This window comes from Lentzea kristufekii, assembly GCF_033949925.1.
Lineage (GTDB): Bacteria > Actinomycetota > Actinomycetes > Mycobacteriales > Pseudonocardiaceae > Lentzea > Lentzea kristufekii.
In genome coordinates this window covers 201,580-226,793 of record NZ_JAXAVV010000014.1, presented here as the reverse complement: position 1 = coordinate 226,793, position 25,214 = coordinate 201,580, and the positions used below count along the sequence as shown (strand labels likewise).

The 25,214-nt window shown below is 69.4% G+C and carries 29 protein-coding genes; 17 read left to right on the top strand and 12 right to left on the bottom strand.

The annotated features are described in order from the left end of the window. Nucleotides 1-13: 13 nt before the first annotated feature. The 3 genes from SK571_RS27910 to SK571_RS27900 all read right to left on the bottom strand — a co-directional run bounded on the left by SK571_RS27910 (nt 14) and on the right by SK571_RS27900 (nt 1,874). Nucleotides 14-517 carry a GNAT family N-acetyltransferase gene (locus SK571_RS27910; RefSeq protein WP_319987056.1) on the bottom strand — a complete coding sequence of 168 codons (504 nt, stop codon included), beginning with the start codon at nt 515-517 and terminating at the stop codon, nt 14-16. After that, on the bottom strand, nt 495-1,091 hold the full coding sequence (locus tag SK571_RS27905) for a dihydrofolate reductase family protein (protein WP_319987055.1): 597 nt from the start codon (nt 1,089-1,091) through the stop codon (nt 495-497). Before SK571_RS27905 ends, SK571_RS27910 begins: the two co-directional genes overlap by 23 nt. 90 nt (nt 1,092-1,181) lie before the next feature. Next, on the bottom strand, nt 1,182-1,874 hold the full coding sequence (locus SK571_RS27900) for a DUF2848 domain-containing protein (protein ID WP_319987054.1): 693 nt from the start codon (nt 1,872-1,874) through the stop codon (nt 1,182-1,184). Nucleotides 1,875-1,920: 46 nt separating this feature from the next. Here SK571_RS27900 and SK571_RS27895 point away from each other — a divergent pair, with 46 nt between their 5' ends. Beyond that, the gene (locus SK571_RS27895) at nt 1,921-3,297 is read left to right on the top strand and encodes an MFS transporter (RefSeq protein WP_319987053.1); all 1,377 of its coding nucleotides are present in this window, start codon (nt 1,921-1,923) and stop codon (nt 3,295-3,297) included. On the opposite strand, the gene SK571_RS27890 is transcribed toward SK571_RS27895, so the two are convergent. Further along, nucleotides 3,258-3,875, bottom strand: a complete 618-nt coding sequence (locus SK571_RS27890) for a GntR family transcriptional regulator (RefSeq protein WP_319987052.1) — start codon at nt 3,873-3,875, stop codon at nt 3,258-3,260. The two genes, SK571_RS27895 and SK571_RS27890, sit on opposite strands and share 40 nt — an antisense overlap. A 55-nt stretch (nt 3,876-3,930) precedes the next feature. Between SK571_RS27890 and SK571_RS27885 the strand changes: the two genes are divergently transcribed. Genes SK571_RS27885 through SK571_RS27870 form a run of 4 tightly spaced genes read left to right on the top strand, consistent with a single transcriptional unit; the run spans nt 3,931 to nt 5,814 of the window. Further along, the gene (locus SK571_RS27885) at nt 3,931-4,707 is read left to right on the top strand and encodes a carbon-nitrogen hydrolase family protein (RefSeq protein WP_319987051.1); all 777 of its coding nucleotides are present in this window, start codon (nt 3,931-3,933) and stop codon (nt 4,705-4,707) included. Then, nucleotides 4,707-5,033 carry a cupin domain-containing protein gene (locus tag SK571_RS27880; RefSeq protein ID WP_319987050.1) on the top strand — a complete coding sequence of 109 codons (327 nt, stop codon included), beginning with the start codon at nt 4,707-4,709 and terminating at the stop codon, nt 5,031-5,033. Before SK571_RS27885 ends, SK571_RS27880 begins: the two co-directional genes overlap by 1 nt. A 23-nt stretch (nt 5,034-5,056) precedes the next feature. Then, on the top strand, nt 5,057-5,374 hold the full coding sequence (locus SK571_RS27875; protein ID WP_319987049.1) for an ArsR/SmtB family transcription factor: 318 nt from the start codon (nt 5,057-5,059) through the stop codon (nt 5,372-5,374). After that, complete coding sequence (locus SK571_RS27870; protein WP_319987048.1) at nt 5,371-5,814, top strand: SRPBCC family protein; 444 nt, start codon at nt 5,371-5,373, stop codon at nt 5,812-5,814. The genes SK571_RS27875 and SK571_RS27870 overlap by 4 nt, the downstream gene beginning before the upstream one ends. Here SK571_RS27870 and SK571_RS27865 read toward each other — a convergent pair. The 3 genes from SK571_RS27865 to SK571_RS27855 all read right to left on the bottom strand — a co-directional run bounded on the left by SK571_RS27865 (nt 5,811) and on the right by SK571_RS27855 (nt 9,274). Next, nucleotides 5,811-6,836: a hemolysin family protein gene (locus SK571_RS27865; protein ID WP_319987047.1), complete on the bottom strand. Its 1,026-nt coding sequence runs from the start codon at nt 6,834-6,836 to the stop codon at nt 5,811-5,813. The genes SK571_RS27870 and SK571_RS27865 overlap by 4 nt on opposite strands. Further along, the gene (locus SK571_RS27860; protein WP_319987046.1) at nt 6,833-8,143 is read right to left on the bottom strand and encodes a hemolysin family protein; all 1,311 of its coding nucleotides are present in this window, start codon (nt 8,141-8,143) and stop codon (nt 6,833-6,835) included. The genes SK571_RS27865 and SK571_RS27860 overlap by 4 nt, the downstream gene beginning before the upstream one ends. 114 nt (nt 8,144-8,257) lie before the next feature. Then, nucleotides 8,258-9,274, bottom strand: coding sequence for a LacI family DNA-binding transcriptional regulator (locus SK571_RS27855; RefSeq protein WP_319987045.1), 1,017 nt, complete (start codon nt 9,272-9,274; stop codon nt 8,258-8,260). 123 nt (nt 9,275-9,397) lie between these two features. On the opposite strand from SK571_RS27855, the gene SK571_RS27850 reads away from it, so the two are divergent. Genes SK571_RS27850 through SK571_RS27840 form a run of 3 tightly spaced genes read left to right on the top strand, consistent with a single transcriptional unit; the run spans nt 9,398 to nt 12,340 of the window. Further along, nucleotides 9,398-10,540: a Gfo/Idh/MocA family protein gene (locus SK571_RS27850; RefSeq protein WP_319987044.1), complete on the top strand. Its 1,143-nt coding sequence runs from the start codon at nt 9,398-9,400 to the stop codon at nt 10,538-10,540. Then, nucleotides 10,455-11,552: a dihydrodipicolinate synthase family protein gene (locus tag SK571_RS27845; RefSeq protein WP_406602039.1), complete on the top strand. Its 1,098-nt coding sequence runs from the start codon at nt 10,455-10,457 to the stop codon at nt 11,550-11,552. Before SK571_RS27850 ends, SK571_RS27845 begins: the two co-directional genes overlap by 86 nt. After that, on the top strand, nt 11,534-12,340 hold the full coding sequence (locus SK571_RS27840; RefSeq protein ID WP_319987042.1) for a sugar phosphate isomerase/epimerase family protein: 807 nt from the start codon (nt 11,534-11,536) through the stop codon (nt 12,338-12,340). Before SK571_RS27845 ends, SK571_RS27840 begins: the two co-directional genes overlap by 19 nt. 114 nt (nt 12,341-12,454) lie before the next feature. On the opposite strand, the gene SK571_RS27835 is transcribed toward SK571_RS27840, so the two are convergent. After that, nucleotides 12,455-13,489, bottom strand: coding sequence for a serine hydrolase (locus tag SK571_RS27835; protein WP_319987041.1), 1,035 nt, complete (start codon nt 13,487-13,489; stop codon nt 12,455-12,457). Between the two features lie 50 nt (nt 13,490-13,539). On the opposite strand from SK571_RS27835, the gene SK571_RS27830 reads away from it, so the two are divergent. Together SK571_RS27830 and SK571_RS27825 are read left to right on the top strand one after the other, a co-directional pair. Continuing rightward, nucleotides 13,540-14,223 carry an SDR family oxidoreductase gene (locus SK571_RS27830; protein WP_319987086.1) on the top strand — a complete coding sequence of 228 codons (684 nt, stop codon included), beginning with the start codon at nt 13,540-13,542 and terminating at the stop codon, nt 14,221-14,223. Between the two features lie 24 nt (nt 14,224-14,247). Then, entirely contained in the window at nt 14,248-14,853 is a 606-nt protein-coding gene (locus SK571_RS27825; protein WP_319987040.1) for an alpha/beta hydrolase family protein, read from the top strand. Here the strand turns inward: SK571_RS27825 and SK571_RS27820 are convergent. Then, nucleotides 14,840-15,265, bottom strand: a complete 426-nt coding sequence (locus SK571_RS27820) for a MarR family winged helix-turn-helix transcriptional regulator (protein ID WP_319987039.1) — start codon at nt 15,263-15,265, stop codon at nt 14,840-14,842. The genes SK571_RS27825 and SK571_RS27820 overlap by 14 nt on opposite strands. Nucleotides 15,266-15,347: 82 nt before the next feature. Between SK571_RS27820 and SK571_RS27815 the strand changes: the two genes are divergently transcribed. Next, nucleotides 15,348-16,223 (top strand): hypothetical protein, encoded by an 876-nt coding sequence (locus tag SK571_RS27815; RefSeq protein ID WP_319987038.1) that lies wholly within the window; start codon nt 15,348-15,350, stop codon nt 16,221-16,223. A gap of 96 nt (nt 16,224-16,319) precedes the next feature. On the opposite strand, the gene SK571_RS27810 is transcribed toward SK571_RS27815, so the two are convergent. The 3 genes from SK571_RS27810 to SK571_RS27800 are packed head-to-tail and all read right to left on the bottom strand — an operon-like array spanning nt 16,320 to nt 19,055. Further along, nucleotides 16,320-17,123 (bottom strand): alpha/beta fold hydrolase, encoded by an 804-nt coding sequence (locus tag SK571_RS27810; RefSeq protein WP_319987037.1) that lies wholly within the window; start codon nt 17,121-17,123, stop codon nt 16,320-16,322. 19 nt (nt 17,124-17,142) lie between these two features. After that, nucleotides 17,143-17,574, bottom strand: coding sequence for a cupin domain-containing protein (locus SK571_RS27805; protein ID WP_319987036.1), 432 nt, complete (start codon nt 17,572-17,574; stop codon nt 17,143-17,145). Further along, nucleotides 17,571-19,055: a GGDEF domain-containing protein gene (locus SK571_RS27800; protein ID WP_319987035.1), complete on the bottom strand. Its 1,485-nt coding sequence runs from the start codon at nt 19,053-19,055 to the stop codon at nt 17,571-17,573. Before SK571_RS27800 ends, SK571_RS27805 begins: the two co-directional genes overlap by 4 nt. A 137-nt stretch (nt 19,056-19,192) precedes the next feature. Here SK571_RS27800 and ruvC point away from each other — a divergent pair, with 137 nt between their 5' ends. From ruvC to secF, 6 genes are all read left to right on the top strand, one after another. Next, on the top strand, nt 19,193-19,762 hold the full coding sequence (gene ruvC, locus SK571_RS27795) for a crossover junction endodeoxyribonuclease RuvC (RefSeq protein WP_030476331.1): 570 nt from the start codon (nt 19,193-19,195) through the stop codon (nt 19,760-19,762). Nucleotides 19,763-20,087: 325 nt separating this feature from the next. After that, the gene (gene ruvA / locus SK571_RS27790; RefSeq protein ID WP_319987034.1) at nt 20,088-20,669 is read left to right on the top strand and encodes a Holliday junction branch migration protein RuvA; all 582 of its coding nucleotides are present in this window, start codon (nt 20,088-20,090) and stop codon (nt 20,667-20,669) included. Then, the gene (gene ruvB / locus SK571_RS27785; protein WP_319987033.1) at nt 20,666-21,679 is read left to right on the top strand and encodes a Holliday junction branch migration DNA helicase RuvB; all 1,014 of its coding nucleotides are present in this window, start codon (nt 20,666-20,668) and stop codon (nt 21,677-21,679) included. The genes ruvA and ruvB overlap by 4 nt, the downstream gene beginning before the upstream one ends. Before the next feature lie 93 nt (nt 21,680-21,772). Continuing rightward, nucleotides 21,773-22,117 carry a preprotein translocase subunit YajC gene (gene yajC, locus SK571_RS27780; protein ID WP_319987032.1) on the top strand — a complete coding sequence of 115 codons (345 nt, stop codon included), beginning with the start codon at nt 21,773-21,775 and terminating at the stop codon, nt 22,115-22,117. Between the two features lie 130 nt (nt 22,118-22,247). Continuing rightward, nucleotides 22,248-24,035, top strand: a complete 1,788-nt coding sequence (gene secD, locus SK571_RS27775) for a protein translocase subunit SecD (protein ID WP_319987031.1) — start codon at nt 22,248-22,250, stop codon at nt 24,033-24,035. Between the two features lies 1 nt (nt 24,036). Beyond that, entirely contained in the window at nt 24,037-25,191 is a 1,155-nt protein-coding gene (secF, locus tag SK571_RS27770; protein ID WP_319987030.1) for a protein translocase subunit SecF, read from the top strand. Nucleotides 25,192-25,214 lie beyond the last annotated feature (23 nt).

The window sequence follows — 25,214 nt, the reverse complement described above, 5'->3', positions numbered from 1 at the left end:
GTGGCGATGCGACCTAGCGGCGCAGCTCCCACACGACGTCCACCCCGACGCGGTTGCCGATCGCGGGTTCGCGAGGCGGTGTGCGGCGGTCGATCTCGGTGAACCCGAGCCTCCGCGGCACACCGCTGCTCGCGACGTTGGCCTCGTCGTGCCAGATCTGCACCCTGTGCACGCCCTCCAGCCCGAACGCGAACTCCACGAGCTTCGCGGTCGCAGCCGTGGCGTGGCCCCGCCCGGTGTGCGCGGGGTGCAGCCAGTAGCCGATCTCCACGAGATCGTCCTTGCCTCTCCGGTTCGCCGTCACCAGGCCGACGATCGCGCCGTCGACGGTGATGACGTGCGGGAACAGCGTCCCGCGCTCCCAGCCGCTCTCGGCATCGGCGAGGAAGTCCGCGAGCGTCGACGCGTCGTAGCCGCCGGCTGCCCACGGCATCCACACCTCCAGGTGTGCGAGCGACTCCGTGATGGCCTGGAACAGCTCCGCCGAGTCGGCCTCAGTCAGTCTCCGGAGCTTCATACCTGACTTTGTAGCGCAGGTGCGTGACCGAAGTGCTCTCGACCACCGAGATCGGTCCCTCCAGCTGGTACCCCTTGCCGGGTGCGAAGAACGGCGTGCCTCCGCCGAGGATCACCGGCACCAGGTCGAGGAAGATCTCGTCCACCAGGCCCGCGTCGATGGCCTGCCGCGCGATCTCGCCCGAGTTCAGGCCGACGCCCTTGTCGCCGGCGTGCTTCTGGGCCACCGCAACGGCTTCCTCGATGCCACCGCTGACGAACGTGAAGTGTTCGTTGTCCTCCAACGGCCGATGGGTGAGCACGACGGTGTGCACGCCCATCGGGTGCTGGCCGCCCCAGCCGTTGGTGAAGTCGTAGAGCTTGCGCCCCACCACCAACGCGCCGGTCGCCTGGATCAGCCCGCCGAAGTAGGCGGCGCTGGCGGGCGTGAGGTTGACGGTCATCGCGCCGGTCGGGACCGTGAACGCCACGTCGCCCGCCTCGTACCAGGCGAACAGCTTGTCGAAGCCGGAGAAGTCCGGGCCCGAGACGTAGCCGTCGATCGAGGTGCTGGCGCCCGTGTAGACCTTGCTCATCTTCTGTGCCTCCCTGTCGTGGTCCTTCACAGGGACGTCGAACGCGGCCGTCCCCGGATCGACACGGGTCCGGGAGGCGCATACCGGGGCTCAGCCGATGGGCTCGGGCAGCCGCGTGACCTCGTACTCGCAGTCGATGACGTCGCCGGTCGCCGGGTCGCGCAGCTCGACGCGCCACTTCGACGCGAACTGGTCCACGCCGTGGTGCATCGGGATCGTGCCGGACAGCAGCACGGTGCCGGGCTCGAGCTGCCCCATCTCACGCAGCCGCTCCACCCAGTACTGCGGGGTCAGCAGCTCGGCCAGGGTGCCGCGCTGGATCTCCACGCCGTCCGCCCACGCGGTCAGCTCGATCGAGTCGATCCGGTCCGCGACCTCGGACAGCCGCCACGCCTTGCGGCCCAGCACGTCCGGTCCGGCGTTCTTGCTCCACGCGACGCCGTGCACCTCCAGCGCGCGGTCCGTGTGGTCGCAGGCGACGGTCAGCAGGACGTCGTCCGAGGTCACGACGAGCGCCCACTCGGCCTCGCCGGACGTCCTGCCGTGCTGTGCGGGAACGGCCGAGGTCTGCTGCGCGAGGTACGGCGACACGGGGTAGACGCTCGGCGTCACGGACGGCGCCGGCACCCCCAGTTCGGCCAGTTCACGCACGTGAGCGGCCACGTCCTCCTGGCTGCGACCCGCGTAGCCGCCGTTCAGCAAGGTCGTCACGGCGACCTCGGCGACCGTGCCGTCAGGAAGATCGAACTGCAGTGTGGCGGCCTGTGTACGAACGGTAGACATCCGGTACTCCTTGCGCATACGAGTTGTATACAGGCAGTATTACGCCATGCCGCCCGGTACATCAAACGCAGATTCATCAAACGCAGTTACAGCAGCGCAAGCCACCTCACCGGACGTACCCCGTTCGGCCTTGGTGCGCGCCTTCGTGGCTTCGCTCTCCGGTACCGCCCTGGAGTGGTACGACTTCGCGATCTACAACGTCGCCGCGGCCGTCGTCCTCGGCCCGTTGTTCTTCCCGAGCTCCGAACCGCTCACCGCGACGCTGCTCGCGTTCTCGACGTACGCCGTCGGCTACCTGTCCCGGCCGCTCGGCGGGTTCCTGTTCGGCCGGCTCGGCGACAAGATCGGCCGCAAACGCGTGCTCGTCACGACGTTGCTGATCACCGGTATCGCGACGCTGCTCATCGGCCTGTTGCCGACGCACGCCGCGATCGGCCCCGCGGCCGGTGTGCTGCTCGTGCTGCTGCGGTTCGCGCAGGGCGTCGGCCTCGGCGGCGAGTGGGGCGGCGCGGTGCTCCTGTCCAGCGAGTACGGCGATCCGAAGCAACGCGGCTTCTGGGCGTCGGCCGCCCAGATCGGCCCGCCCGCCGGCAACCTGATGGCCAACGGCGTGCTCGCGCTCCTGGGTGTAGCGCTGTCGGACGAGGCGTTCATGTCGTGGGGCTGGCGCGTGGCGTTCCTGCTGTCCGCGGTGCTCGTGATCTTCGGCCTGTGGATCCGGGTGAAGCTGGAGGAGACCCCGGTCTTCAAGGCGATCGAGGCCCGCGGCGACCGCCCGTCCGCGCCGATCAGCGAGGTGTTCCGCACGCAGACGCGGCCGCTGGTCGCCGCCGTGCTGTGCCGCGTCGGCCCGGACGTGCTGTACGCGCTGCACACCGTCTTCGTGCTGACCTACCTCACGACCCAGCTGAAGCTGCCGCGCAACGTCGGCCTCGTCGCGGTGCTGATCGCCTCGGGCTTCCAGCTGTTCCTGATGCCGCTCGCCGGCTGGCTGTCGGACAAGGTCAACCGCCGCGGCCTCTACGCGGTGGCCGCGGTCTGCGGCGCGGTGTGGCCGTTTGTGCTGTTCCCGCTGATCGACACGAGGTCGTGGCCGTTGATCGTGCTCGGAGTCGTGGTGGGACTGGGCTTCCACGCGTTCATGTACGGACCGCAGGCCGCGTTCATCGCCGAGCAGTTCACCGAACGCCTGCGCTACACCGGAAGCTCGCTCGCCTACACGCTGGCCGGCGTGATCGGCGGCGCCATCGCCCCGTTGCTCTTCACCGCGCTGCTGGCCGGGTTCGGCACGTGGGTGGTCGTCGGCCTCTACGTCAGCGTGGCGTGCGTGGTGACGCTGGCAGGTCTCTGGCTGGGCCGTGATCCTCAGCCGGAAGACGAGATTCAGCCGTTGAGCAGCACCTTCAGCGTGGTGTCCAAGTGAGCGGTGATCGCCGCGGTGGCCGCGCCGACGTCTCCGGACTCGAGCGCGGCCACGATCTCGTCGTGCTCGTGGATCACGGCCTGCTGCCTGCCGTGCGCCCGGTACAACGCGACGACACCCGCACGCACCTGCCGTGCGCGCAACCCCTCGTAGGTCTTCGTCAACAGCTCGTTGCCCGTCGCCGCCACCAACAGCGCGTGGAACTGCCTGTCGACGTCGATGAACTGCCGCGCGTCCTCGACCAGGAACCGCTGCTGCTCGATGAGCTCCTGCATCTGCCGCAACGGAACCGTGCCCTCGCCGATCGTGCGCTCGGCGGCGTACCGCTCGATGACGCCGCGCAACTCCATCAACTCGCTGATCTGCCGCGAGGACAACGGCGCGACGTACGCACCCTTTTTCGGCACGAGCTGCACGAGATCTTCGGCCGCGAGCAGCAGCAGGGCCTCACGGATCGGCGTGCGGGAGACGCCGATCTGGTTGGCGACGTCCTGCTCGCTGATGAACCGGCCCTGCATCTCAGGGTCGGCGAGAATCGTGTCCTTGAGGAACTCGTAGGCCTTTTCTCTGCCAGACAAACCATCACCATCTCTGGCTGCACCCTGCATACAACATGTATACCAGAGGAGGATCATGCGTTTCGCGCTTTGCCAGATCAGCTCCACCGCTGATGCGCAGGAGAACCTTGCCACCGTGCGCGCCGAAGTAGCGAGTGCTGCTGCGAAAGGCGCACGGGTCGTGCACTTCCCGGAAGCCACTCAGTGCCGCTTCGGCGTGCCGTTGAAGCCGATCGCCGAACCCCTCGACGGCCCGTGGGCGACGGCGGTCCGCGAGATCGCCGACGAGCACGACGTAGTGGTGGTCGCCGGCATGTTCACGCCGGGCGAGGGGGACAGGGTCACCAACACGACGCTCGTCACCGGTGCGGGCCTGCACCTCGGCTACGACAAGATGCACCTGTTCGACGCCTTCGGCTTCCGCGAGTCCGACACCGTCACCCCTGGCGAGAAGCCCGTGACGTTCGAGGTGGACGGCACCACGATCGGCCTCGCCACCTGCTACGACGTGCGGTTCCCCGAACTCTTCCGCGCCCTCGCCGCCACCGCGCCGGTCATCCTGCTCGGCGCCTCCTGGGGAGCGGGCCCCGGCAAGGCCGGCCAGTGGGACCTCCTGGTCCGCGCCCGCGCCCTCGACGCGACCTCCTGGGTCCTCGCCTGCGGCCAGGCCGACCCGGCCGCCGACCACGGCGCGGCCCCGACGGGAATCGGCCGCAGCGCGGTGGTCGACCCGCTCGGCACGGTGCGCGAACGGCTCGACGGCGCACCGGGCACCATCGTGTCCGATGTGGACGTTCACCTCGTCGACGAGGTCCGAGCCAAGCTGCCCGTGCTGGCGAACCGGAGGCTGTGATGCGCGAGGAACACGAGTTCTTCCCGACCGGCGAACTCGACTGGCGGCAGGCCGATCCGGGCATCACCGAACGAGTCCTGAGTCGCGACCCGGACACGTCGACCCTCACGAGGATCGCGCGCTGGGAACCGGGCCTCGAAACCGTGGGCGTGATCCGGCACGACTACCACGAGGAGGTCTACCTGCTGGAGGGCGACCTCGCCGACCTGACGCTGGGCAGGACGTTCCACGCGGGCGACTTCGCGAGCCGCCGTCCGGGCATGCCGCACGGTCCATATCGGACGGACGCGGGCTGCGTGATGCTGGAGATCCGCACCGCGCCTTGACAGGGCGAGTAATACTTAAGAACATGCTTAACCATCAGCTCGACCGGCTGTTCCACGCGCTGGCGGACCCCACCCGCCGCGCGGTGGTCGAGCGGCTGTGCCGGGGCCCGGCGACGGTGAGCGAGCTCAAGGAGCCGTTCGCGATGTCGCTGCCGGCGGTGGTCCAGCACCTGAAGGTCCTCGAAGAGGCGGGCCTGGTAACGACCAGCAAGCAGGGCCGCACGAGGACGTGTCAGATCGCGCCGCAGGCCCTGCGCACGGCCGAAGGATGGCTGACGACCCAACGCACCGGCTGGGAGCGCAGGCTCGACCGGCTCGGGACATTCCTGGAGGAGACATGAGCGTCAAGCACGCCTCGTTCACCATCGAACGCACCTACGCGGCGCCGATCGGCAAGGTCTGGCAGGCGTGGGCCGACCAGGCGAGCAAGGCCAAGTGGTTCGTCTCGCCCGACGACTGGGAGTCGACGGGCCACTCCCTCGACTTCCGGGAGAGCGGTACCGAACACGTCGCCGGCACCGCCCCGGACGGCACCGTGCACGCCTACAACGCGCGCTACCAGGACATCCAGCCCCACGAACGCATCGTGTCCACGTACACGATGCACCAGAACGACAAGCGCACCAGCGTCAGCCTCGCGACCATGGAGTTCGAGGAGAGCGACGGCAAGACCACGCTGACGGTCACCGAGCACGGCGCCTTCTTCGACGGCCTCGATCGGCCCGAATGGCGCGAGCAGGGCACCAACGCCCTGCTCGACGCCCTCGGCAAGAGCCTCTAGACCCAGCGCACGTGGGTGCCGTCGCGCACCGTGCCCACGTACTCCTCCAACAGGTCCTCCATCGCCACGACACCGAGCACCGTGCCGTCCGCGCTCACCGCGCGCGCGAGGTGCGACTGGGCCCGCCGCAACGCGGCCAGTGCCTCGTCCAGACGGGCCTCGGCAGGCAGTTCGGGCAACCCGCGCACCCGGTCACGCGGCACCGACGTCTCCGCGCCCTCCAGGTCCAGCACGTCCTTGACGTGCAGGTACCCGATCAGCCTGGCGTCGGAGAGCACGGGGAACCGCGAGAACCCGGTCTCCGCGACGGCGGCCTCGATCTCGCCCACGGTCGGCGACGCGGACACCGTCGTCAGCCGGTCCAGCGGAACCAGCACGTCGGCCACCGTGCGGGCGGCGGACGACAACGTCTGCGCCAGCCGCCGGTGCTCCGAGTCCTCCAGCAGGCCCTCGGAGCGGGACTGGCCGATCAGCAACGCCAGTTCGTCCGGCGTGTAGGCCGACTCCAGCTCGTCGACCGGCTCCACGCCGAACCGGCGCAGCACCCACCGGCCCACGGCCGTGAACAGGGCCAACGCCGGCGCGATCATCCGCGAGAACCCGTAGTGCACCGGGACCAGCCACACCGCGGCCCGTTCGGGACCGGCGATCGCGAGGTTCTTCGGCACCATCTCGCCGAGGATCGTGTGCAGCGCGACGACGATGACCAACGCCACCGCGAACGCCACACCGTGCACCACGGCCAACGGCAGCCCAACGGCTTTGAGGGGCCCCTCCAGAACGGAAGCCAGCGCGGGCTCGGCGATCGCGCCGAGCCCGAGGGAGCACAGCGTGATGCCCAGCTGCGCGCCCGCGATCAGCAACGGCAGCTGCTGCGACGCCTTGATCGCGGTACGGGCCCGGGAGGACCCCTTGTCCGCCAACGCCTCCAGCCGGTCCCGGCGCGCGGTGATCACCGCGAACTCGGCACCGACGAAGAACGCGTTGCCCGCCAGCAGGAGAGCGATGATGAGGAAGTTCACGAGGACGACACCACCCGGAGCTCGGCCACGCGGTGCTTGTCCATCCGCATGACGGTCACCCTCCACCCGTCGACGCGAATCTCGTCGCCCACGTCCGGGATCCGGCCGAGCCGCGCCAGCACCAGGCCGGCCAGCGTCTCGTAGTCGCCCTCGGGCATCTGGAACCCGGTCGCGTCCGCCACCTCGTCGTCGCGCAGCAGCCCGGACACGATCCAGCTGTTCGAACCCAGCGACCGCACCGGCGCCGCCTCGCGGCGGTCGTGCTCGTCGCGCACGTCGCCGACGATCTCCTCGATCACGTCCTCCAGCGTCACCATCCCGGCCGTGCCGCCGTACTCGTCGACGACCAGCGCGGTCTGCAGCCCGGACGCCCGCAGGCGGTCCAGCAGGGCGTCGCCCTCCAGCGTCTCCGGCACCGAGTACACGGGCCGGGTCACCGCCGACAGCGGAGTGGACGTGCGCAGGGCGGCGGGCACCGCGAAGGCCTGCTTCACGTGCACGATCCCGCTCACCTCGTCCAGCGAGCCGTTGTGCACGGGGAACCGCGAGAAGCCGGTCTCCCGCGCCTTCAACACTAGGTCCGCGACCGTCGCGTCGGCCCGCAGCGCCTCGACCTGCACGCGCGGCGTCATCAGCTCGCCGGCCGTCCGGTCGCCGAAGCGCAGCGACCGGTCCAGCAGCACCGCGGTGCCCTGGTCCAGCGTGCCGTGCTCGGCCGACGAGCGCACCAGCGCGCCCAGCTCCTCGGGCGACCGCGCGGACGCCAGCTCCTCGACCGGCTCGACGCCCAGGCGCCGCACCAGCCAGTTCGCCGAGTTGTTCATCCAGTTGATCAACCAGCGGAAGACCGTGGAGAACCCCGCCTGGATGCTGACCACGCCGCGCGCGGTCTCCAGCGGCTTCGCGATCGCCAGGTTCTTGGGCACGAGCTCGCCGAACACCATCGACAACGACGTGGCGATCGCCAGCGCCAGAGCCAGCGACAGACCGTCGGCCAGGGTCTCGGACGCGCCGAGCGCCGTGAGTCCGGGCTCGATCAGGTTCGCGATCGCGGGCTCCGCGATGTAACCGGTGATCAGCGTGGTCAGCGTGATGGCGAGCTGTGCGCCGGAGAGCTGGAACGAGAGAGTGCGATGCGCACGGTCGATGGTGTGCGCCTTGGCGTCGCCCACCTCGGCCACGTGACGTTCGACGGTGCTTCGTTCCAGCGCGGTCAGCGAGAACTCCGCCGCGACCGCGATGAAGGTGCCCGCGGTCAGTGCCACGACGGCGACCAGACCGAGCACGCTCAGAAGGATTCCGGTCACCTACGTGCTCCCCGACAGCGGGAACAGGGGACCGGGTTGGTATGCCAGCCGGGGCCAGACCCCATGGGGACGGCTCAACTCCTCATGACTAAGTACGTGAACAGCCAGACGAGTCTAATTGTGAGCAGTCGACGCCCTGAGCACCACCTCACCCGCCACACGGACGGTGCGGGCCTCGTCACCCCCGGCGTCCAGCACGAGACCTGCGGCGATCTCGCCCATCTCCTCCAGCGGCAGTCGCACGGTGGACAGTGCCGGAACCGTGTCGCGCAGCGTCGGGATGTCGTCGAACCCGGCGATCGAGATGTCCTCCGGAATGCGCACGCCACGCTCGCGCAGCGCGGCCATCGCCCCCATCGCCATGACGTCCGTCACGGCGAACACGCAGGTGGCGCGCGACTTCGACGCCAGCAGCTCCATCGCGGCGGCGTACCCGCCGTCACGGGTGAAGGCGCCGTTGATCACCACGGGCGGCGCGATCCCGGCGTCGGTGAGCCCCGCCTTGAACCCGGCGAGCCGGTCGCGGGCCACCACGAGTTCGGAAGGACCACCCAATACGGCGAACTTCTTGTGCCCGAGCTCGGCCAGCGCACGGGCCAGGGCGCGACCGCCCGCGCGGTTGCCGGGAACGACCGTGTCGGTGCCGAGCTTCGCCTGCGACACGCACGCGACACGTCCGCCCTGCTCGGTGAACGCGTCTATCTCTGCCGCCAGCCGCGACTGCGCGGCACGGTCCGTGGTGCGGGAACCGGCCAGCACCACCGCACGGGCCCGATGCGCGCGCAACGTGGACAGCAGCTCCGCCTCACGCTCGGGACGGCGCCCGGTCGTGCCGAGGACGACGACGAGCCCTGCCTCCTCGGCCACCCGCGTCACCCCCGCCGCGATGCACGAGAAGTACGGGTCGGTGATGTCGTGGACCACCAGCCCGACCAGCGAGCTGGAGTTGCGGGCCAGCGCCTGCGCGGACGCGTTCGGCACGTAGCCGAGCTCCTCCGCGGTGCGCAGGACGCGCTCGCTCAGGTCCTCGCTCACCTGCCGCGTGCTGCCGTTGAGCACGCGAGAAGCGGTCGCCAACGACACACCCGCCTGCTTCGCCACCTCGGCGAGCGTCACCTGTCGGGCGGACACGACCACCTCCGTCAAACCTGCATGTGAGCGCTGAGACTAACTCGCGAGGAGGTTGACGTCCGTCAAGCGCCGCGATTAGCGTGGCGGGAAAGCGCTTTCCAGCGCTGCTTCCAGGGAGGTGCGATGGCGGTTCGGACCATTGGCGTGGCGGTCAACGGCGTCACCGGGCGGATGGGGTACCGCCAGCACCTGGTCCGCTCGCTGCTGCCGTTGCGCGACGAGGGCGTGCGGTTGCGCGACGGGACCGTGCTGAAGGTGGAACCGGTCCTCGTGGGCCGCAACGCCGACAAGCTCAAGGAGATCGCCGAGCGCCACGACCTCGCGCACTGGACGACGGACCTCGACGGTGCGCTCGCCGACCCGTCGGTCGAGATCTACTTCGACTCGCAGGTCACGTCGAGGCACGTCGAGTCGATCACCAAGGCGATCGAGGCCGGCAAGCACGTCTACACCGAGAAGCCGGTCAGCGAGACCGTCGAGGAAGCGCTCGCGCTCGGGCGGCTGGCCGACGCCAGGGGCGTGCGGCACGGTGTGGTGGCGGACAAGCTGTACCTGCCGGGCATCCGCAAGCTCAAGCGGTTGGTCGACGGCGGCTTCTTCGGCCGGATCCTCAGCGTGCGCGGCGAGTTCGGCTACTGGGTCTTCGAGGGCGACTGGCAGTCCGCGCAACGCCCGAGCTGGAACTACCGGGCGGAGGACGGCGGCGGCATCGTCTCGGACATGTTCTGCCACTGGAGCTACCTGCTGCACGACCTGTTCGGCCGGGTCGAGGCCGTCACCGCGAAGGCCGTGACGCACATTCCAACCCGGTGGGACGAGCAGGACAACGCCTACGAGGCGACCGCGGACGACGCCGCGTACGGGATCTTCGAGATCGCGGACGGCGTCATCGCCCAGATCAACTCGTCCTGGTGCGTGCGGGTGCGCCGCGACGAGCTCGTCGAGTTCCAAGTGGACGGCACCGAGGGGAGTGCGGTCGCGGGGCTGCGCGAGTGCTTCGTGCAGCCCCGCGCCGTCACGCCGAAACCCGTGTGGAACCCGGATCTCCCGGTCACGCACCCGTTCCGCGACCAGTGGCAGCAGGTGCCGGACAACGAGGAGTTCGACAACGGCTTCAAGGTGCAGTGGGCGGAGTTCCTGCGCCACGTCTACGAGGGCGCGCCGTTCCCGCACGACTTCCGTGCCGGTGCACGGGGCGTCGCGCTGGCCGCCGCCGGTCTCCAGTCCTCTTCGGAGGGTCGCAGGGTGGAGATCGCCGATGTCTAGCCGGATCGTGTTCGCCGCGGCCCACGTCGTGGCCGCGGACGAACGCACGGTCGACTGGGACGCGACCCTCGCGTTCCGGCACCACCTCTGGTCGCACGGCCTGGGCGTCGCGGAGGCCATGGACACCGCGCAACGCGGCATGGGCCTGGACTGGCCGACGGCCGCCGAGCTCGTCCGCCGCAGCGCCGCCGAGAAGACGGGCAGGATCTGCGCGGGCGTCGCGACCGACCAGCTGACCGGTGAGGCAGGCCTCGACGACGTGCTGAACGCCTACCTGGAACAGCTCGACGTCGTCCAGGAGGCCGGCGCCCAGCCCGTCCTGATGTGCTCACGCCGGCTCGCGGCGGTGGCACGGGGCCCAGAGGACTACGAGAAGGTCTACGGCACGTTGCTCGACCGCGTCAGCGAACCGGTGATCCTGCACTGGCTCGGCACCGCGTTCGACCCGGAGCTGGAGGGCTACTGGGGCTCGGCCGACATCCCGCAGGCCACCCGGAACCTCCTGGAGATCATCCACTCGCGGCCGGACAAGGTCGACGGTGTGAAGGTCTCGCTGCTCGACGCCGGCCACGAGATCGGGCTGCGGCGCGCGCTGCCGGAGAACGTCCGCTGCTACACCGGCGACGACTTCAACTACCCGGACCTGATCGCGGGCGACGAGCAGGGCCACAGCCACGCGTTGCTCGGCATCTTCGACCCGATCGCGCCGGTGGCGGCGAAGGCGCTCGCGAAGCTGGCGGAAGGGGACACCGACGAGTTCCACCGGATCATGGCGCCGACGGTTCCGTTGTCCCGCCACCTGTTCAGCGCACCGACTTACTACTACAAAACGGGCGTCGTGTTCCTGGCGTGGCTCGCCGGGCATCAGGAACGGTTCCAGCTCATCGGTGGTCTGGAAACCGCGCGCAGCGTGGAACACCTGGCCGAGGCGAAACGGCTCGCGGAGATCGCCGGCGTGATCGAACCGGAGTTCGCGGAACGGCGGTGGCGCCAATGGCTCGCCTCTCGCTGAACCAGGCCACGATCAAACGCGCCACGGTCGCCGAGGCCGTCGACGGCTGTGCGCGCCACGGTGTCGAGTCGATCGGCCTGTGGCGCGAACCGGTCGCCGACCACGGCCTGGAACGCACCGCCAAGATCGTCCGGGACGCCGGGCTGCGTGTGTCGTCGTTGTGCCGCGGCGGGTTCCTCACGGCCGTGGACAACCGGAGCGCGCTCGACGACAACCGCCGCGCCATCGACGAGGCGGCGGCGTTGCGGACTGGCACGCTGGTCATGGTCGTCGGGGGAGTGGCGGGCGACAAGGACCTCGTCGGCGCACGTCAGCGCGTTGCCGACGCGATCGCGGAGCTGTCGGTGTACGCGGCGCAGGCGGGCGTGGTGCTGGCGCTGGAACCGATGCACCCGGTGTTCTGCGCGGATCGCGGCGTGCTGTCGACGTTGTCCCAGGCGCTGGACATCGCCGAACGGCACGAGTCGGTCGGCGTCGTCGTGGACGCGCTGCACGTGTGGTGGGACCCGGCCGTGGACGAGCAGATCGCCCGTGCGGGACGCCTCATCGCGTCGTACCAGGTGTGCGACTGGCTCACGCCCGTGCCCGCGGACGTTCTCCTCGGGCGCGGTTATCCCGGTGACGGTGACATCGACCTGGGCCGGCTGACCCGGCAGGTCGCGGCGACCGGGTACTCGGGTGACGTCGAGGTGGAGATCTTCAACGCGGCCATCTGGGCGGCGGACTTCGACGAGGTGATCGAGGAGGTGACGCGCAGGTACCACGACGTTGTGGAACCGGCGCTCTGACCGACGCGCGGGGAAGCCGGTCGTCGACGGCGGCGACGACCGACCCCGGCGTTGCTGTCTGTATATCCGAAAACCGGTGTTCTTTGGTCGAAGTTTCAGATAAATCTCAGGAAATCAGCCGCCGTTGAAGAACCGGTAAACCTTTGCGCGGTGCTTCGGGCGGGTGGTCGTGATCTTGATGACGGCGTCGAACATGCTCCGTCCAAGCTCCGCGCGGGCCGCGACGGCCGGGTGCGTGGTGCTGAAGTCCTCGTCGTTCACGGCCTTGTCGCCGGAGAACTCACCGGACGCGAACATCGAGTAGATCAGGATCGCCCGGTTGTCCGCGCTGAACATGATGCCGGCCTCGTTGCGGCCGTCCTCGAACCAGCCCGCCTTCGTGGCCACCCGCAGCCGCTCGTTCGTCGTGAGGTTGAGCCGCACGCCGTCGGTGAAGCTGGCCGTGGCGCGCAGGATGTTCAGCAGGTACGCGGTGGACGCGGCCGAGAGCAACTGGCCGTCGACCAGCTTCTGCAGCAACGTGTGCGTCTCGCGCGCCGTCGTGGTGCCGAGGAAGAACCGGTTCGGGTTCGCGACCGGGACGACCTGGGTGTGCACGAAGCCCTTGGACCGCAGGATCTCGTTGAGCTCCAGCGCCGGCACGACCAGGCCGCACAGGCGGACCGCGGTGTTGTCCGACACGGTCAGCAGGTTCGCGAGCGCGTGGCCGACCGTGACCTCGCTCGGGTACGCGCCGTCGAGCGCGAAGATCCCGTCGGTGTCCTGGATGACGATCGCGGACGACACCGTGACCGTCTGCTCGAGCTTGATCAGCCCGCGGTCCACCTTGTCCAGCACGGCGACGGCGACGGCGATCTTGTTGACGCTGTAGGCCTCGACGACCACGTCCGCGTTCTCGTCGACGGCGGGCTTCGTCGTCCCGTCGAGGTCGGCGACCGTGATCAGCGACGACCAGCCGCCCCGCGCCTTGCGGGTCTGCCGCCGGTAGATCTGGGCCACGCGCCTGCGCGACCGGTCGGCCGTCGCCGGGGAGCGTTCGATCTCTACCTCCGCGTCTTCCTGTGCTTGTGCTGCACCGTTGGAGCCGAGCACGGCCGTCGCGGCCGCGACGGTTCCCAGCCCGAACACGGACCTGCGGTTCAAAGTCATGGTCGACATCAAAACAGGCGGCACTGACGTTTCCCTGACTAGGGTTCCGGATCATGGAAAACGTCTTCGTGGTGACCGGTGCTTCCCGCGGAATCGGGGCGGCGACCGCCTCCCTGGCCGCCCAGGCGGGCTATCGCGTGGTCAGGGCCTCGCGTTCGGCCGAAGAATCTGTCGGTGATCGCGGCTGGGACGCTCGATGCGACGTTTCTTCCTGGAATTCCGTGCAGGATCTCATGTCCCGCGTGGAGTCCCGATGGGGCCGGATCGACGTCGTCTTCGCCAACGCGGGCGTTTCGGTGGACACGTCGTTCGTCTCTTCGGCGGGCGCCGAGCCTTCCGATTGGACGGACATGGTCGTCACGAACGTCTGCGGACCGGCCTTCACGGCCCGTGCCGCGATGCCCGCGCTGATCCGTTCCGGCGGCCACCTGGTGATGACCGGGTCCGCGGCCGGCCGCGGCGTCCGTCCGGGCAACCTGTACTCGGCGACGAAGTGGGCGATCACCGGTCTGGCGCAGGCGATCCGCGCCGAGGCCGTGGGAACCGGGGTCAGGGTGACGGTGGTGCAGCCGGGACTCGTCGACACCGACGCCATTCCGCCGTCGCGTGTGGATGACCCGAAACTGGCACCGGAAGACGTTGGCAGGGCGGTGCTCTACGCCGTGTCCCAGCCATCCACTGTGGACGTGAACGAGATCCTGCTGCGGCCCACCGGACAGGCCGCGCATCGCTGAGGGGGAACTGATTTGGAACGCGTAGTGCTTTTCGCCGTAGGTGGTGGCGGCGACCCGGAGCGGCACCGCCCGCTGCTGGACCACTTCACCGCTGGCGGTCACCGGGTGATCGCGCCGTCGTTCCCGCGCCTGCACCCGCAGCAGGCCACCTGGGACGACTACCTCGCCCGCCCGCTCGGCCTGGTGAAGGCCCTGCGCGACGTCGCCCCGGACGCCGAGGTGGCCGTGATCGGCCACTCGATCGGAGCCTGGGCGGCCCTGTGTCTCGCGGGCGCGACCCCGTGGAGCAAGGAGGGTGATCCCCTTGAGGTGCCAAGGGATTCCCGCGTCCGCCGCCTGGTGCTCTACACGCCGCCCGCGAGCTGGTTCGCGGGCCCCGGCGCGCTCGACGAGGTGAAGACGCCGATGCTCGCCTACGTCGGCGAACTGGACACCTTCGTGCCGGCCGCGGAGGTCGAGGTGCTGAGGACCGCACCGGCCGAAGTGGACCTGCGGGTCGTGCCGAAGGCAGGCCACTTCGGCTTCGTCCACGTGCCACCACCGGGCATGGACGACGACCCGGAGTTCGACCGAGACGGTTTCCTGGCGCAGATGGTCGACGAGACCTACGAGTTCGTCACTTCTCGCTGAGCACGTCCGAACACCGCTGCAGGAGTGCGCGCAACTGCGCGCGCTCCTCGTCGGTGAACGCGTCCGCCAGCTTCTGCTCCACCACCACCGCGGCCTTGTCCGCCTCGCGGAACCTCGCCTGCCCCGCCTCCGTCAGCCGGTTCTCCAGGACGTTGCGCTGCCACTGGTTCGACGTGCGCTCCACGAGACCGAGCGCGACCAGGTTCTGCAGGATCGTCGTCATCGTCTGAGGTGTGGTCAGGCACAACCGCGCGAGCGTCGCCGCGGGCGCGCCGGGGTGCTCGCTCAGGGCCAGCAACGCCGCGTACTGCGGCACGGTCAGCCCCGCGGGCTTCACGGCCGCCGACTTCGCGGCCACCAGGTCCAGCTCGGCGCGCTTGATGTCTCCGCCGATCCGATCACCGCTGCGCATCCCTCCAGCATAGGAGTGTGGTAAGAGTATGGATTGGTATCAGAACTCTGATACTAATCAGTGCTCGTACTGGAGGGAAGCAATGCGCGTCCTGCTCGCCGTCGTGGCGGTGCTGGTGCTGTTCACGGGCACGGCCCACGCCACGCCGAGGCACATCGAGGCACGCTCACCGTCGCTGCACCCCGAGGGCGTGGCCTGGGACCCGAGCCGCGGCCAGTTCCTCGTCAGCTCGCTGCGCCACGGCACCGTGTCACTCGTCGGCACGAACGGCCGGGTCCGCCCGCTCGTCACCGGAACCCACATGGTGTCCACGTTCGGCCTCCGGGTGGACGGCGGCCGGCTGCTGGTCACCTACGGGGACATCGGCTTCGGCGAACGATCGGTACCCGGCCAGTCCGGCCTCGGCATCTTCGACCTGCGCACCGGCCGCGCCCTGAAGTTCGCCGACATCCCCAACGGGGCCAACGACGTCGCCGTCGACCCGCGCGGCAACGCCTACGTCACCGGCACCCTGGGCGACACGATCTGGAAGGTCGGCCGCGACGGCACCGTGACACCGTTCGCCCGGGACCCCCGGCTGGGCGGGGCGTCGTACGGCAACAACGGAATCGTCTGGGACCCCAGGGGGTTCCTGGTCACCGGCCACTACACCGACGGCACCCTGCTCAAGGTCACGCAGAACCACGTGGAGGAACTGCCCGCACCGAAACTGCCGGGCGCGGACGGCCTCACCCTCACCCCGCAGGGCCTGGTGGTCGTGACGAACGGCCTGGCCGCACCGGGCAAGAACGCCATGACGCTCCTGGACACCCGCACGTGGCAGGTGAAGTCACAGCGGGACTGGAAGACCGCCCCGACCACGGCCGCCCGCACACCGCACGGCACCTACGTGCTCAGCGGCCGCGTGGACCTGCTGGTGAAGGGGGAGACGACGGACGAGTTCAGCCTCGACCGCTAGCCGCGCCGAGTTCCCGATCGGGGTCCGGCTGTAGCGCTTTCAGCGACAGCCGGGCCTCCACGTGCCACTCGTCGAGTTCCGGGTGTTCCTGCAGATTCACGCGCCGCCCAGGAACTCGACCAGCAGCCGGTTCACCTCGTCCGGCCGCTCCAGGTACCCGACGTGCCCGGCGCCCGGGACCTCGGCGTACCGCGCGCCGGGGATCGCGTCCGCCACCTCGCGCGACAACCGCGGCGGCAGCACGACGTCGTCGGCGAACCCGATCACCAGCGACCGCACGGCGATGTCGCGGTAGGCCTGCAGGCGCGTGTCGTACTCGCCGAGGCCGAGCTGGATCCGTTCGCCCGCACCGAGCGACGAGCCGGCGAACTCGTACATCTGCAGCCAGTCGCGGGCGACCACCGGGTCGGCCAGCGTCGTCTGCGACAGGTTCCTGACCACCGACGCCACCGCGTAGAACTGCAGCGGGATCTCGACGCCCTTGTCGTGCAGGTCGCACAACGCCTGCGACCACGCCTGCGACACCGGTTCTGGCCGGCCGGAGGTCGCCATCATCACCGCCGAGCGCACCAGCGACGGACGCGTCAGCGCCAGTTCCTGGGTGATGCGGCCGCCCAGCGACGTGCCGATCACGTGCGCCGGGCCGCCCAGGTGCTCGATCACCGCGGCGGTGTCGGCGACCATGTCGTCGAGCGTGAAGCCGTCCACGCACTCGGACGACGGCCTGATGCCGCGGTTGTCGAAGTACGCGACCCGGTAACCGGCCTTGACCAGCGCGGGCACCTGGTACGTGCGCCAGACCCTGCCGGGACTGCCGGTGCCCATCACGAGCACGACGAGATCGCCGGAACCCTCGGTCTGGACGTTCAGCTCGATGCCGTTGAGCGGGACAAGGGCCATTCCGAAGATCTTAGAGACGTCAGAACCTGCACAGGGGCCGAATGAGAGCAGCGTGCGAGGGATAACGCGCGCACAGGTCGTCCGCGTGCCCGAACTCCACGATGTCGTCGGTGTACGGCGGCACCACCACCGTGCCGACCAAGGACCAGTCGCCGGCCGGCGTGCTGCCCTGCCACACACCCGCGGGCACCACGACCTGCGGGTTCGACACGCTCAGCACCGGCTCGGTCACCGTGCCGTCCGGGTGCAGCAACAGCATCCGCAACGGCGCCCCGGCGTGGAAGTGGTAGATCTCCAGGTGCTTCAGCACGTGCATGCCGGAGAAGTCCGGGCGGCGCAACAGGTACGCGATCGCGGACACCTCGTCGGACCGGTGCGTCTGCGCGAAGTACCCGCCCTCGACGGGCAGTTCCTGCATGCCGAGGTCGCTGATCAGCTGCTCAGGGGTCACGTCATCTCCGGAAGCGGTGAACCGTGCACGACGACCATGCCCTTGCCGAGCCGCTTCGCCGTGTACATCGCGGCGTCCGCGGCCCCGAGCACGTCGTCGGCGGTGATCATGGGATCGTACGAGAACCGTTGCGCCACACCGATGCTGGCGTGCACACGGTGCACCCGGCCGTGCACCTCGTGCGGATGCCCCAGCACCGTCAGCAGCCGGTCGCCGAGCTCCTCGGCGTCGCCGCCGTCGACCAGCACACCGAACTCGTCACCGCCGAGCCGCGCCACGGTGTCCTCCGGCCGCACGCTGTTCACCAGCCGTGCGGCGACGTTGCGCAGCACCATGTCGCCCTCGGCGTGCCCGTGGTTGTCGTTGACCGCCTTGAACCCGTCCACGTCGATGAACAGCAGGATCAACGGCGTCGAGCGGTCACGGACCGAAAGCGCGCGCTCCAGCCGTTCGCGGAAGAGCGACCGATTCGCGACGCCGGTCAACGGGTCATGCGTCGCCTCGTGCCGCAGCTCTTCGCGAGAGACGCGGAGCTGGTCCATCAGCCGGACGTTGTCCATCATCGTCAACAGCTGACGCATGATCACGAGACATATGACCAGAAGCCCGACGTAGATCTCGACCGGGTTCAGCCGGCCGCCCGTCGCGGTGTTCCAGCTGACGAACAGCCCGGTGATCGCGAGCGGCAGGTACGGCACGAGCAGGTGCAGCAGGTCGGCCATGCGCATGCGGCCGGGCGTGGGTTCGAGGTTGCGGACCGGGGCGAGCGCGCTCAGCAGGAAGAACGCCGGGCACAGCATGAAACCGATGTCCGCGGCGGCCGGGATCACCGTGTTGCCCTTGGAGATGTAGAACGCGAACACCCAGCCCGACGACGACTGCGCGATACCGGCCAGTGCCACGAACAGCATCGGCCACTGACGCACGGCCTGATGCGTCCACGACATCACCACGATCGCCACGAGCAGCACGAGGTACGCGGCGGGATGCGCGACGACCGTGGCGAACCCGGGACCTTCGGTGGCCCACGCGCGGGTCAGCGACTCCAGCGCCGACACCCACGTCAGCACGAACAGCGACCCGATCACGATCAGCCCGTCGAGCACGATCACCGTGCGGCTGCGGTAGTTCGGCAGCAGGTCGTCGGAGCGGCGCTTCTGCGCCTTCGCGATCACCGCGGCCAGGCAGAGCACCGGCACCATCGTGAAGCCGATCGGCGCGATCGTGGACGACGGCAGTTGCACGCCCATGATCTGCTGGCCCCAGATCCACGCGGACAACCCGACGCTCAGGCTGATCATCGCCGCCGTCATCCACCGGTCCCGCGACCGCGCGTAGGCGACCACCGCCGCGACGGCGAAGACGAGCTGCACGACCTTGTCGATTGCGATACCGATATCGCGGGGCGCGGCCAGGGCGGTGAGGATGGCGACCGTCATGAAGACGCCGACGCACCCCGCAACGGCCCAGAACCTCTTCACCCGTCACTCCCGTGATCGAAACCCGACCACCGTAGTAACGGCGGTGCGGACTTGTCGAACCGTGTCGGTGACTGTCACCTATAGGTGCACCCGATATGGTTCGAACTGTTGTTCGTTCGGCGATCCGGGGAGCTGTTGTGCGGGTGTTCGGGGTCGACCCCGGTCTGACCAGGTGCGGCTTCGGCGTGGTGGACGGCGGGCCGGGCCGGGTCGTGCGCGCCGTGGCCGTCGATGTCCTGCGCACACCCGTCGACGCTCCGCTGTCCGTGCGTTTGCACGAGCTGTACGACGGCGTCTGCGTGTGGCTGGACCGTTACGAACCACAGGTCGTCGCCATCGAACGAGTCTTCGCGCAGCACAACGTCCGCACCGCGATGGGAGTCGCGCAGGCGTCGGGCGTCATCGCTCTGGCCGCCGCGCAACGGAACCTGCCGGTCGAGTTCCACACGCCGTCCGAGGTGAAGGCCGCCGTCACGGGATCAGGCCGCGCGGACAAGGCCCAGGTGACCGCCATGGTGACCAAGCTGCTCGGCCTGAAGGTCGCGCCCAAGCCCGCCGACGCGGCGGACGCGCTGGCCCTCGCGATCTGCCACCACTGGCGCGCGCCGATGCGCAACAGGCTGGAGGAGGCGCAGGCCCGCGCCGCGGAGCTGGCTCGCGTGCACAAGGCGAAGCTGGCCGAGGCGGCGCGGCGGAGCGGGTCGTGACGGCTTCGATGCGCGCCGATCGCCTGCGCCCCGATGTTTCGGCGCCGCGCGGGCTGTCTCCGCACTCGGTGACGCACCGAGCGGTGCGCCACGGCGCCGCGTTGTCGCCCCTGGTCTCGGTAGCCGGTTCGACCGCGAGGCGCCGCAGCACGCCGCCCACCCCGGCCGGTTCGACCGCGAGCTCACCCCGGCAGTCCCTGAGCAGGGCCTGGGCGAGCACGGCTTCAGCGCACGCCGAAACTGTCAGGGTCGGCTGGAAGAATGAAATCAAGGGGTCCACTTCGCGAGGGGACGCCTGCGTGAGCGTGAAGTCCGGAGGACACAGGTGATCTCGTCACTGCGCGGCCAGGTGCAGCACGTCGGCCTCGACCACGCCGTCGTCGAGGTGGGCGGCGTCGGGTTCGCCGTCCAGATGACCCCGACCACGCTCGCCACCCTGCGCCGCGGCGAGGAGGCGAGCCTCGCCACCACCCTGATCGTCCGCGAGGACAGCCTCACCCTGTTCGGGTTCGCCGACGCCGAGGCCCGCGAGCTGTTCAGCCTGCTCCAGACCGTCAGCGGCATCGGCCCGCGGATCGCGCTGGCCACCCTCGCCGTCCTCGAACCGGACAAGCTCCGCCACGCGCTCGCCGAAGGCAACATCACCGTCCTCACGCAGGTCCCCGGCATCGGCAAGAAGGGCGCCGAACGCCTCATCATCGAGCTGCGCGACAAGGTCGGCCAGCTGCCCACGCCCACGACGCCCGCGCACAGCCAGACGCGCGACCACGTCGTCGAGGCGCTCCTCGGCCTCGGCTTCCCGGCCAAGTCCGCGGAGGCCACGGTCGACGCCGTCCTCGCCGCGAACCCCGACCAGTCCACGTCCGCCGTCCTGCGCCGTGCGCTCGCGACCCTGGGGCGCAAGTGACCGAGGACGAGCTCAGCCCGTACGTCGCGCCCGCCGAGCGCGACCTCGAGACCAGCCTGCGCCCGGCCGACCTGCACGAGTTCGTCGGCCAGCAGCGCGTCCGCGAGCAGCTCGAACTCGTCCTGCACGGCGCCATGCGCCGCGGCACGGCCCCGGACCACGTCCTGCTCAGCGGCCCGCCGGGCCTGGGCAAGACCTCCCTCGCCATGATCATCGCGAAGGAGCTCAACGCGGCCATCCGCATCACCAGCGGCCCGGCCCTGGAACGCGCCGGCGACCTCGCCGCGATGCTGTCCAACCTGGTCGAGGGCGACGTGCTGTTCATCGACGAGATCCACCGCATGGCCCGCCCCGCCGAGGAGATGCTCTACCTCGCGATGGAGGACTTCCGCGTCGACGTCGTGGTCGGCAAGGGCCCCGGCGCGACCAGCATCCCGCTCGACATCGCGCCGTTCACGCTGGTCGGAGCCACCACGAGGTCCGGTGCCCTGACCGGTCCGCTGCGCGACCGCTTCGGCTTCACCGGCCACATGGAGTTCTACAGCGCCGACGAGCTCGACCTCATCGTGAAGCGCAGCGCGAAGATCCTCGGCGTCGACATCGCCGTGGACGCCGCCATCGAGATCGCCGGCCGGTCCAGGGGCACGCCCCGCATCGCGAACCGGCTGCTGCGCCGCGTCCGCGACTTCGCCGAGGTCAGGGCCGACGGCAGGGTCACGGAGGACATCGCCAAGCAGGCGCTGGAGGTCTACGACGTCGACCAGCTCGGCCTCGACCGGCTCGACCGTGCCGTGCTGAACGCCCTGGTCAAGACCTTCAACGGCGGCCCGGTCGGCGTCTCCACCCTCGCGGTCGCCGTCGGTGAGGAACCGACCACCGTGGAAGAGGTGTGCGAACCGTATTTGGTGCGGGCTGGCATGCTGGCCCGGACACCGCGCGGCAGAGTGGCGACACCCGCCGCGTGGTACCACCTGGGACTGGAACCGCCCGCCGGTGATCAACTGTGGTGACCTGGCACAATCGGTGAAAGCACCTGGACATATCGGACGTGCGTCGAGGCATGTCCACTTGATCGGAGAATGATGGGCAACCTTGGCTCTTTGATGTTCCCGTTGCTTCTGGTTCTGCTGGCGGTGCCGCTGTTCCTCAGCGCCCGCAAGCAGAAGCGGGCGATGGCCGAGCAGCAGGCTCTGCAGAACTCGCTCGCACCCGGCGACAAGGTGATGACGACGTCGGGCCTGTACGGCACCGTCGCCGACGCGAGCCACGAAACCACCATCGACATCGAGATCTCCGAGGGCGTCGTCACCCGCTGGCTGCGCGCCGCGATCCGCGAGAAGGTCGCGGAGACCGACGAGGCCGTGATCGAGGACAAGGCGGACGACGACGAGGCCGAGGTGACCACCGCACAGGTCGCCGAGCCCTTGGACCACAACGCCAAGAAGTAAAGAACTAATGCCGTGACACCTGGAGTTGGCAACTGTGAACACCGCCAACTCCAGGTAGTGACGCGCAGCTCACGCGGCGCGCGTTACGCTGCGCGCTCGGAAACCATCGCTACTAGGAGACGGACGGATCGTGGCACCTCCGGCCGGGCAAATTCGCCCTGCGAAGTATTTGGCGAGTTTTGTCCTCATCGTGGTCGCGCTCTACGCCCTGGTGTTCTTGACCGGGAACGGTTCGGCCAAACCCAAGCTCGGAATCGACCTCCAGGGCGGCACGCTCGTCACCCTGACGGCTCGGCAGGAAGACGGCGCACAGCCGAGCGAGGAAGCGCTCAACCGGGCACGTGACCTCATCGAGGTCCGCGTGAACGGTCTCGGCGTCTCCGGTGCCGAGGTCGTGCGAGACGGCAACAACCTGGTGATCACGGTCCCGGGCGCGGACAGCGAAGGCGCGAAGGGCCTCGGCCAGACCGCTCGCCTCGCGTTCCGCAAGGTCATCGGCCAGCCGGTGCCGGCAGGCGCCGCGCCGCAGACCCAGTCGAGCACGCCGCCGTCCGGTGACGCGAGCACGCCTCCGTCGACGCCGCCGAGCCAGAGCGCCGGCAGCCCGCCGCCGTCGAGTGGTGCCCCGCAGGGCCGTCCCGCGCCGAACCTGGCCGCGCAGCCCTCCAGCACGCCGCCGTCGAGCAGCACCGCGCCGTCGAGCAGCGCGGCACCGAGCACGCCGGCCGCCCCCTCCAACGTCGACCCCAGGGTCGCGAAGGAGATCCAGGAGGCGAAGGCGCTCCGCCAGTCCACGGACCCGCAGATCCTGCAGCAGGCCGCGCTCCTGCTCGACTGCACCAAGGCCGACCCGCTGCGCGGCAACGACGACCTGGACAAGCCTCTCGTCACCTGTGACGAGAAGGGCGAGTTCAAGTACACGCTGGCCCCGGTCAACCCTCCCAAGGAGGACACCCAGACCAAGGCCGACGACTACTCGAACTACTCCCGCCTGACCGGTGAGGACATCAGCAACGCCGCGGCCAACAACAACCCGAACGGCACCGGCTACGTCGTCAACCTCGACTTCAAGTCCGAGGGCGGCACCAAGTGGGGTGCGTTCACCGCGGCCAACGTCCAGCAGGCCGTCGCGGTCGTGCTCGACGGCGAGGTCATGTCCGCGCCGACCATCCAGTCGGCCATCTCGGGTGGTTCCACCGAGATCAGCGGCAAGTTCACGCTGAAGGAAGCCCAGAACCTCGCGAACACGCTGAAGTACGGCGCTCTGCCGCTGTCCTTCGACGCGTCCGAGGCGCAGACGGTCTCCCCGACGCTCGGCCTGCAGTCGCTCAAGGCGGGTCTCATCGCCGGCGGCATCGGCCTCGCGCTGGTCTTCGTCTACTGCATGTTCTACTACCGCCTCCTCGGCATCCTGACGATCCTGTCGCTGGCCCTGTCCGCGGTCGTCATCTACGCGGTGCTGGTCCTGCTCGGCCGCGTCATCGGCTTCACGCTCGACCTGGCCGGTATCGCCGGGTTCATCGTCGCGATCGGTATCACCGCGGACTCGTTCATCGTCTTCTTCGAACGACTGAAGGACGAAGTGCGTGAGGGCCGCACGTTCCGCTCGGCCGTGCCGCGTGCGTGGGTTCGTTCCCGCCGCACGATCCTCTCCGCCGACGCGGTCAGCTTCATCGCCGCCGCCGTGCTGTACATCATCGCGGTCGGCCAGGTGAAGGGCTTCGCGTTCACCCTGGGCATGTCGACGGTCCTCGACCTCGTGGTCGTGTTCCTCGTGACGCACCCGCTGGTCGCGATGGCGTCGAAGTCCAAGTTCCTGACCAACTCGAGCCTGTCGGGTCTGGGTGGTGCCGCCCGCGAGGGTGCCGCGCACCGCGCGACCACGACCGGCAAGACCACCGCCGTGAAGGAGGCCTGACGTGAGCAGCGTGTTCTCGCGCCTTTACGTGGGCAACGGCGCCTTCGACATCGTCGGCAAGCGCACCCGCTGGTACATCACCTCCGCCATCATCCTGCTGATCTGCATCGGCTCGATGGTGTTCAACGGCTTCAACTTCGGCATCGACTTCAAGGGCGGCACCAAGATCTCGATGCCGTCCGTGTCGGTCAGTGGCCAGGCCATCACGACGGGAGCCGTCGAGGACGCCTACGCGAAGGCACTGCCCGGCAAGAAGCCGAACGCCGTGCAGGCCGTCGGTTCCGGCGCCAGCGCGACGATCCAGCTCAAGTCGCCCGCGCTGAGCATCGCGGAGGTCGCGACCCTGAAGGCGGGGCTGGCGCAGGACACCCAGCCGCAGGGCGGTGCGGGAGCGATCTCCGACAGCGCCGTCTCCGCGTCCTGGGGCGGTGAGATCAGCGGCAAGGCCCTGTGGGCCCTGGTCTGGTTCTTCATCGCGGTGACCATCTTCCTGGTGCTCTACTTCGAGTGGCAGATGGCCGTCGGCGCGCTCGTCGCCGTGTTCCACGACGTCATCATCACCGCGGGCGTGTACTCGCTCATCGGCTTCGAGGTGACGCCGGCGACGGTGATCGGTCTGCTCACCATCCTCGGCTTCTCCCTGTACGACACGGTCGTCGTGTTCGACAAGGTCAAGGAGAACACCCGAGGCCTGCTGGGCCTGACCCGCCGCACGTACGCCGAGGCGGCGAACCTGGCGCTGAACCAGACCCTGATGCGCTCGATCAACACCTCGCTGATCGCGCTGCTCCCGGTCATCGGCCTGCTGGTCGTCGGCGTCGGCATCCTGGGCGTCGGCACCCTGCAGGACCTGGCGCTCGTGCAGCTCGTCGGCATGTTCATCGGCGCCCTGTCCTCGATCTTCCTCGCCACCCCGGTGCTGGTGGACCTGAAGATGCGCGACCCGAAGTACATCGCGCAGGCCAGGCGCGTGGCCACCCGCCGCGCCAAGGCCGCGGGCCCGCAGGTCGCCGAGGGCGTCGAGTCGGTGGACGACGAGGCGCTCGCCGCCGACCTGCGCAAGGAGGAGGCGTACGCCGCCGCCGCGTCGGTGCCCCACCGCACCGCCAAGGCAGGCGACGCCCGCCGCCGTCCGACCGGAAAGCGTCAGCGTTGAAACTGGATCGTGCTCTGGGACTG

What these genes read in the sequence shown, in the direction of transcription:
- SK571_RS27815 (WP_319987038.1), top strand. Translation starts at nt 15,348, where the DNA reads ATGCGCGTCCTGCTCGCCGTCGTGGCGGTGCTGGTGCTGTTCACGGGC.
- SK571_RS27885 (WP_319987051.1), top strand. Translation starts at nt 3,931, where the DNA reads ATGCGTTTCGCGCTTTGCCAGATCAGCTCCACCGCTGATGCGCAGGAG.
- SK571_RS27820 (WP_319987039.1), bottom strand. Translation starts at nt 15,265, where the DNA reads ATGCGCAGCGGTGATCGGATCGGCGGAGACATCAAGCGCGCCGAGCTG.
- SK571_RS27905 (WP_319987055.1), bottom strand. Translation starts at nt 1,091, where the DNA reads ATGAGCAAGGTCTACACGGGCGCCAGCACCTCGATCGACGGCTACGTC.
- SK571_RS27875 (WP_319987049.1), top strand. Translation starts at nt 5,057, where the DNA reads ATGCTTAACCATCAGCTCGACCGGCTGTTCCACGCGCTGGCGGACCCC.
- SK571_RS27900 (WP_319987054.1), bottom strand. Translation starts at nt 1,874, where the DNA reads ATGTCTACCGTTCGTACACAGGCCGCCACACTGCAGTTCGATCTTCCT.
- SK571_RS27840 (WP_319987042.1), top strand. Translation starts at nt 11,534, where the DNA reads ATGGCTCGCCTCTCGCTGAACCAGGCCACGATCAAACGCGCCACGGTC.
- SK571_RS27870 (WP_319987048.1), top strand. Translation starts at nt 5,371, where the DNA reads ATGAGCGTCAAGCACGCCTCGTTCACCATCGAACGCACCTACGCGGCG.
- SK571_RS27880 (WP_319987050.1), top strand. Translation starts at nt 4,707, where the DNA reads ATGCGCGAGGAACACGAGTTCTTCCCGACCGGCGAACTCGACTGGCGG.
- yajC (WP_319987032.1), top strand. Translation starts at nt 21,773, where the DNA reads ATGTTCCCGTTGCTTCTGGTTCTGCTGGCGGTGCCGCTGTTCCTCAGC.
- SK571_RS27895 (WP_319987053.1), top strand. Translation starts at nt 1,921, where the DNA reads ATGCCGCCCGGTACATCAAACGCAGATTCATCAAACGCAGTTACAGCA.
- SK571_RS27835 (WP_319987041.1), bottom strand. Translation starts at nt 13,489, where the DNA reads ATGACTTTGAACCGCAGGTCCGTGTTCGGGCTGGGAACCGTCGCGGCC.
- SK571_RS27850 (WP_319987044.1), top strand. Translation starts at nt 9,398, where the DNA reads ATGGCGGTTCGGACCATTGGCGTGGCGGTCAACGGCGTCACCGGGCGG.
- SK571_RS27910 (WP_319987056.1), bottom strand. Translation starts at nt 517, where the DNA reads ATGAAGCTCCGGAGACTGACTGAGGCCGACTCGGCGGAGCTGTTCCAG.
- SK571_RS27810 (WP_319987037.1), bottom strand. Translation starts at nt 17,123, where the DNA reads ATGGCCCTTGTCCCGCTCAACGGCATCGAGCTGAACGTCCAGACCGAG.